We start from the raw sequence: 7,168 nt of genomic DNA, 5'->3' as shown, positions 1-7,168 counted from the left end.
CACCTCCACATGCTGGTTTAGCGTTTGGTTTAGACCGTATTATCATGTTAATGACAGGTGCAAGCTCAATCCGTGACGTTATGGCATTCCCTAAAACGACAACTGCAGCATGTCCTTTAACCAACGCCCCTGGTTTTGCTAATCCAGTGCAATTAACTGAATTGGGCATTGCGGTTATTGAAAAGGCTAAAACTGAAGAATAAATATTATTGCTCAGCGTAATACGCTCTTAAAAGGGCACTACATACCGAGGCAGCTGCCTCGGTATGTTTTTGACAAGTATGGTTTTCTACTTGACTTATCCAATTGGATAATAGGAGTTTAAGATGGCAGGACACAGTAAATGGGCCAATATAAAACATCGTAAAGCCGCACAAGATGCTAAACGCGGTAAGTTGTTTACCAAATTTATTCGTGAACTCACCGTCGCAGCTCGCGAAGGCGGTTCAGATGTTGATGCCAACCCCAGATTACGCGCTGCAGTTGATAAAGCCTTATCCAATAATATGACCCGTGATACCGTTGAACGTGCAATTAAGCGCGGAGCTGGTGAAATGGATGGTCAGCAATTAGAAACTATTATTTATGAAGGCTATGGTCCTGGTGGTACTGCGGTCATGGTTGAAACGATGACAGACAATCGCAATCGCACCGTTTCTGGTGTGCGTAATGCATTTAATAAGTCGGGTGGTAACCTAGGTACCGATGGTTCAGTGGCGTATTTGTTTACCAAATCTGGCATTATTTCTTACGACACCGATATTGATGAAGATAGCTTAATCGACAGTGCATTAGACGCTGGTGCAGAAGATGTTATTACTCATGATGATGGTTCTATCGATGTATTTACCACTCCTGATGCCTTTGGCAAAGTAAAGGATGCACTTGATAGTGCATGTTTTGGATCTGTTCATGCTGAGGTGACAATGGTTGCATCAATAAAAGCTGAACTTGATGCCGATACCGCCGAAAAATTTTTACGGTTAATCGATACCTTAGAAGACCATGATGATGTACAAGAGGTATATCATAATGCCGAGATATCAGATGATGTTATGCAAGCGTTAGATAACGCATGAGGCAACAATGGCCATTATTTTAGGCGTCGATCCCGGCTCCCGCATTACAGGCTACGGTGTGATCCAATGCCAAGGTCGTCAACAGATTTACCTTGGTAGTGGCTGTATTCGAACCTCTGCCGATGATTTACCACAACGATTACAGCAAATTTATGCAGGCTTGTGCGAGATAATTACTCAATATAAACCAGATGAGTTTGCTATTGAGCGGGTATTTATGGCTAAAAATGCTGATTCAGCCTTAAAACTTGGCCAAGCCAGAGGCGCGGCAATTGTTGCCGCTACGTGTGCTGGTTTGCCCGTGGCGGAATATAGTGCAACCCAAATAAAAAGTGCCGTAGTGGGAACTGGTCGAGCTCAAAAAACACAAGTTCAACATATGATTAAGCAATTGCTTAAACTACCTGCTTCACCACAAGCTGACGCGGCAGATGCATTAGGGGTAGCAATATGCCATTTTCATACTTATCAAAGCCTTATCGCTATGGGCGGTAAAGCTAGCAGCAGAACATATGGAAGATACAAATGATAGGTCGTCTAAGCGGAATATTAGTTGAAAAACAAGCGCCTGAAGTGGTGCTTGATGTTAATGGCGTCGGTTACGAGTTACAAGTGCCGATGACCAGCTTTTATGAATTACCAGCGTTAAACCAAGCTGCGATGTTATTTACTCATTTTGTGGTGCGTGAAGATGCTCAGTTACTTTACGGTTTTATCACCAAACAAGAGCGCGCATTATTCCGTTTATTAATCAAAACCAATGGCGTTGGTCCTAAACTGGCATTAACGATTTTATCGGGCATGACAGCATCTGAGTTTGTGTCATGTGTTGAACGTGATGATATTGCAACCTTAGTAAAACTACCCGGTGTCGGTAAAAAAACTGCTGAACGTTTAGTGATTGAAATGCGTGACAAGCTTAAAAGCTTGCTTGAAGCCTCTGCAGGCTCAGAGCGCGAGTTTATGCTGCAAAGTAATTATACTCCAGCTGCCCCTGTTGATAGTGCAGAAGAAGATGCCATTTCAGCTTTATTGTCGTTAGGCTATAAACCTGCTCAGGCCAGCAAGTCAGTTTCTGCTGCTTTTAAAGAAGGCATGAGTTCAGAAACGCTAATTAAAGCTGCATTAAAATCAATGCTATAAATATGATATGCATAAACAGGGTACGTAAAAATGATTGAAGCTGATCGACTAATCCAACCGCAGGTACAAGGTCAAGATGAACTGATTGATCGTGCTATGCGCCCTAAAATGTTGGATGAGTATACCGGTCAAGATGATACTCGAGCTCAGCTTAAGGTTTTTATTCAAGCCGCGATAAATCGTCGTGAAGCCCTCGATCACATGCTGATTTTTGGTCCTCCAGGTTTGGGGAAAACAACGTTAGCCATGATTGTAGCTAATGAAATGGGCGTTAATATCAAATCCACTTCTGGTCCTGTTCTTGAAAAAGCGGGTGATTTAGCGGCGTTGTTAACCAACCTTGAAGAAGGTGATGTACTGTTTATCGATGAAATTCATCGTTTAAGCCCTGTAGTGGAAGAGATCCTTTATCCGGCGATGGAAGATTACCAACTGGATATTATGATTGGTGATGGTCCAGCTGCGCGTTCAATTAAATTAGATTTACCGCCATTTACTCTTATCGGCGCCACGACTCGTGCTGGTGCATTAACCTCGCCATTGCGGGCTCGTTTTGGTATTCCATTACGTTTAGAGTTTTATAACGTCACAGACTTAACCACAATTGTAACTCGCTCAGCCAACGTAATGAACCTTGAGATAGATGAACAAGGGGCTATTGAAATTGCTAAACGTTCACGCGGAACCCCGCGAATTGCCAATCGACTATTACGTCGAGTACGCGATTATGCCGAAGTGAAACATGACGGTAAAGTGTCTCAAACAGTGGCTGAATATGCACTGGATTTACTGGATGTTGATGACCAAGGTTTTGATTACTTGGACCGTAAATTATTATTGGCCATTATTGATAAATTTATGGGTGGCCCGGTTGGATTAGACAATCTAGCGGCAGCCATCGGTGAAGACAGAGAAACAATTGAAGATGTATTGGAGCCTTTTTTAATCCAACAAGGGTTTATTCAACGCACGCCAAGAGGGCGTATCGCTTCTCAAAGAGCCTATGATCATTTTAGTTTGGTTAGACCTGAAAAAGCGTAGCCTGTTTATTTCAATTTTTAGTCACACATTAACAATGTTCAGGTAGACCGTCATTAACAGTGATATGTTGGTACAAAAATTTCGGTCATCAAAGTAATAAAACCAGCTTATGCTGGTTTTATTATATTTAAAGTATCTGAAGCATACTTTCGAGCGAATCTAATGTTGCTGCTTAGGTCAACATTAGCCAAGTGCTTCAGTTGCTGATTTTTTTTGAATTAATTCAATTTTATATCCGTCTGGATCTTCCACAAAGGCAATTTCAGTTTTACCGCCAGCAACTGGGCCTGGGGCTCGAGTGATTTTACCGCCAGCAGCAGCGATGGCTTCACAGCGCGCATAAATATCGTCTTCGCCAATGGCTAAATGTCCAAAACCATTACCTAAATCGTAACTATCGACACCCCAGTTATAGGTTAATTCGATAACGGCCTGGCCTGTGGTTTCTTCACCAAAACCAACAAAGGCGAGGGTGTATTTATATTCTGAGTTTTCAGATTGACGCAGTAATTTCATTCCCATCACTTGGGTATAAAATTGAATGCTGCGTTCTAGGTTGCCTACACGGATCATCGTATGAAGTAATTGCGACATGATATGCTCTCTTATAAAAAATTATCTAAGTTTAACAAGTTCAGATGACATTGAAAATATTAGTGGTTGATACCAATAAAATTTTGCTTTAGCTCACATTTGTGAGGATATTTTTTGGGTTAAACGCTAAAAAGCGTTATGGTTGCCATATACACATTTGGAGGCAAGACAATGAATACAGAATTGAAAATGGCATTAGGTACTACTGTTGTTATTGCGATTTGTTTTAGTGCATTTTTTGTGTCGTTGTTTTAAGCGTCAGCAAAAAATAGATAGTCCCATTTGATCCATCTGCAAAGATGTATTGGATATTAATTGATGAGTTAATATCCAATACATTGATATAAACCCTCAAAGTGCCTTCGGTGCTTTGGGGGTTATTCTTCTGGGTATACCTTGTCTTTAAATTCGCATAAATCTTCAATTATACAGCTGCCGCATCGTGGTTTTCTGGCTAAGCAAGTGTAACGTCCGTGAAGAATAAACCAATGATGAACATCCACTTTAAACTCACTCGGCACCACTTTAAGCATATTCAGTTCAACTTGGTCGACATTTTTACCTGGGGCAAACTTAGTCCGGTTTGCTAACCTAAAAATATGAGTATCGACAGCAATAGTGGGCCAGCCAAAGGCTGTATTGAGAACTACATTGGCCGTTTTTCTACCCACGCCAGGTAAAGCCTCTAATGCTTCACGATTCTCTGGTACTTCACCAGAATGTAAATCGATCAGCATTTTACAAGCGTTAATCACATTTACCGCTTTATTATTGTATAAGCCGATGGTTTTAATGTATTGCTTAAGCCCCTCAATCCCTAGGTCATATATTGCTTGAGGCGTATTAGCAACAGGAAACAACTTATCGGTAGCTTTATTCACACTGACATCGGTTGCTTGTGCTGATAGCGTTACAGCAACTAATAGCTCAAATGGACTTGTAAAGTTCAATTCAGTTTCAGGCTTTGGATTGTTGTCTCTTAATCTGCTGAGTATTTGGAGTCGTTTATCTTTATTCATAATAATCGGTCATTTTATCGTTAAGTTTACGGCCGCAGCAGATTAACTGCGCAGCCGTGTTAGCTTACTTTAGTTATCCGCGCACGCGTTACGCCTACACTTTCAGGTTTAGGCTGCTTTGCTTTTACGCGGCTATCGATGACGTTTTTAAGGGCTATTAATAATCCCATGCCAATAAATGCACCCGGCGGCAACATAGCCAATAAAAATGGTGTGTCCACTTGCCATACATGAATGGTTAATACACTTGCCCAATCACCTAATAATAAATCTGCACCGTCAAATAGAGTCCCTTGGCCGAGCAATTCGCGGCTAGCACCTAAAACTACCAATACAGCCGTAAAGCCTAATCCCATCATTAATCCATCGAATGCCGAATGTGCTAATGAGTTACGCGAAGCAAATGCTTCTGCACGGCCGATAATGACGCAGTTGGTTACAATTAGTGGTAAGAAAATGCCTAATGACAAATATAAATTATAGGCATAAGCGTTGATCAATAATTGCACGCAAGTAACAAGTGCGGCAATTATCATGACAAATACAGGGATACGAATTTCTTTAGGTACAAAATCGCGGACCAACGAGACTAAAATATTGGACCCAATTAATACCAACAACGTCGCGACGCCCAAACCTAATGCATTGGTGATGGTAGCGGTAACCGCTAGCAGCGGGCATAACCCTAATAGTTGCACTAATCCAGGGTTATTTTTCCATAGTCCCTGAGCTGCTATTTCACGATATTTACTCATGGTTGGCCTCACAGGCATAATGGCTTTGATAAAGTGCTTGGCGATGTTGTTCAACAAATGTCAGTGCATTGGCAATCGCTTTAACATAAGCCCTTGGAGTAATAGTGGCACCGGTAAATTGATCAAATTCACCACCATCTTTTTTTACTTTCCATATATTGGTGTTGTCTTTAAATAACTTACCACTGAAGTGAGTGACCCAATCTGATTTTCGCAGGTCAATTTTATCACCAAGCCCCGGAGTTTCTTGATGAGAAAGGGTACGAACGCCTAGTATCATACCTTGGTTATCTACACCAATAATAAGTTTTATTTCTCCGTTATAACCGTCTGGTGCTATGGCTTCTATCGCGATGGCTACCGGGAGTTCATTTTTATAAGCAAGATATGCTGGTAAGTCCGCTTTACTGCCTAAAAGCGCTGGAGAATTAACCCAAATGCATTGCTCGCTGAGTACATTGTCGTGTAATTCAGTTGGAATAATCTGGTTCAGCGTTAAGGTTAATTGCTTTTGCTGTTGTAATAATATGGTGTCACTGGTTAACGCGTTTACTAATGCAACGAGGCCAGTACAGCATAGGGCAAATAAGCCAAGTAACAGGCCATTTTTAATCATCGGGTTAGTTGTTAAAATAGACATTATTAATTTCCTACTCGATGACCATAACTGCGTGGGCGCACATAATAATCGATAAATGGCGCGCACATATTGGCTAATAAAACCGCGAATGCGACAGCGTCAGGATAACCACCAAATGTTCGTATTAAGTAGATGAGTAAGCCAATCATGGCACCAAAAATAAGTCGACCTCGAGGGCTTGTCGCGGCGGTAACGGGATCGGTAGCAATAAAAAATGCCGCCAGCATGGTTCCTCCTGAAAATAAATGCATCACCGGGCTAACAAAGGTGTCTGGGCTAATCAAAAAACCAATACTGGCACAAGCAAATAATGTTAACAAAATAGAACCGCTAATATGCCAACGTATCACCTTAAGTTTTAACATCACTAGACCACCCACAAAATAGGCCATATTGACCCAAAACCAACCTTCGCCGACACTGCCAGAGAAGATAGTTTTAGTCATACTTTCTGTTGTGGTAAGCCCCATAGAAAGGTCAGTTTTTAGTGTGTCTAGCGGTGTTGCCATGGTGGTGCCATCAATCGCCAGATGGAAAAAATCTGCAGCATAACCTGTGTTTAATTGAAAGATACTATTGACGGTATGCAATATATCGGCGTAATTAACGGCTAAGGTTTGAGGGGCAACCCATGAGGTCATTTGGACCGGGAATGAAATTAGCAGTAATACGTAAGCTGCCATTGCTGGATTAAAGACGTTATTACCTAACCCACCATAGAGTTGTTTAACAATAACGATAGCAAATAATGTTCCAATGACAATTAACCACCAAGGTGCTAATGGCGGGATTGCAACCGCAAGTAAGCTTGCGGTAACCAATGCGCTGTTATCCGTTAAGGTGGCGGTAATATTTCTATTTCGTAGTTTCATTACCGCCGCTCCTGCTAAATAAGCC

Annotated in this window: 10 protein-coding genes; 5 read left to right on the top strand and 5 right to left on the bottom strand. The window is 41.6% G+C overall.

Going from position 1 to position 7,168, the window contains the following annotated elements; genetic code table 11:
* The 5 genes from H5202_RS16350 to ruvB form a co-directional block, all read left to right on the top strand.
* Positions 1-203: amino acid--tRNA ligase-related protein (locus H5202_RS16350; protein ID WP_336244805.1), on the top strand; the 203-nt coding region annotated here is incomplete at its 5' end.
* A gap of 123 nt (positions 204-326) precedes the next feature.
* A complete protein-coding gene (locus tag H5202_RS16345) occupies positions 327-1,079 on the top strand; it encodes a YebC/PmpR family DNA-binding transcriptional regulator (RefSeq protein ID WP_182773008.1) in 753 nt (250 codons plus the stop codon).
* A 7-nt stretch (positions 1,080-1,086) separates the two neighbouring features.
* Positions 1,087-1,608 carry a crossover junction endodeoxyribonuclease RuvC gene (ruvC, locus tag H5202_RS16340; RefSeq protein WP_011637638.1) on the top strand — a complete coding sequence of 174 codons (522 nt, stop codon included), beginning with the start codon at positions 1,087-1,089 and terminating at the stop codon, positions 1,606-1,608.
* Positions 1,605-2,222 (top strand): Holliday junction branch migration protein RuvA, encoded by a 618-nt coding sequence (gene ruvA / locus H5202_RS16335; protein ID WP_182773007.1) that lies wholly within the window; start codon positions 1,605-1,607, stop codon positions 2,220-2,222. The genes ruvC and ruvA overlap by 4 nt, the downstream gene beginning before the upstream one ends.
* 30 nt (positions 2,223-2,252) lie before the next feature.
* The gene (ruvB, locus tag H5202_RS16330; protein ID WP_182773006.1) at positions 2,253-3,263 is read left to right on the top strand and encodes a Holliday junction branch migration DNA helicase RuvB; all 1,011 of its coding nucleotides are present in this window, start codon (positions 2,253-2,255) and stop codon (positions 3,261-3,263) included.
* Between the two features lie 183 nt (positions 3,264-3,446).
* On the opposite strand, the gene gloA is transcribed toward ruvB, so the two are convergent.
* From gloA to rsxD, 5 genes are all read right to left on the bottom strand, one after another.
* Positions 3,447-3,857, bottom strand: coding sequence for a lactoylglutathione lyase (gene gloA / locus H5202_RS16325; protein ID WP_011637635.1), 411 nt, complete (start codon positions 3,855-3,857; stop codon positions 3,447-3,449).
* Between the two features lie 377 nt (positions 3,858-4,234).
* Entirely contained in the window at positions 4,235-4,876 is a 642-nt protein-coding gene (gene nth, locus H5202_RS16320) for an endonuclease III (protein WP_182773005.1), read from the bottom strand.
* A 59-nt stretch (positions 4,877-4,935) separates the two neighbouring features.
* The gene (locus H5202_RS16315) at positions 4,936-5,631 is read right to left on the bottom strand and encodes an electron transport complex subunit E (RefSeq protein ID WP_182773004.1); all 696 of its coding nucleotides are present in this window, start codon (positions 5,629-5,631) and stop codon (positions 4,936-4,938) included.
* On the bottom strand, positions 5,624-6,271 hold the full coding sequence (rsxG, locus tag H5202_RS16310) for an electron transport complex subunit RsxG (protein ID WP_259397350.1): 648 nt from the start codon (positions 6,269-6,271) through the stop codon (positions 5,624-5,626). Before rsxG ends, H5202_RS16315 begins: the two co-directional genes overlap by 8 nt.
* A gap of 2 nt (positions 6,272-6,273) precedes the next feature.
* A partial coding sequence (gene rsxD / locus H5202_RS16305) for an electron transport complex subunit RsxD (protein WP_182773003.1) occupies positions 6,274-7,168 on the bottom strand: 895 nt, incomplete at its 5' end.

Source organism: Shewanella sp. SG41-4 (assembly GCF_014164505.1).
Taxonomy (GTDB): Bacteria; Pseudomonadota; Gammaproteobacteria; order Enterobacterales; family Shewanellaceae; genus Shewanella.
This window is presented reverse-complemented; position numbering and strand designations above follow the sequence as displayed.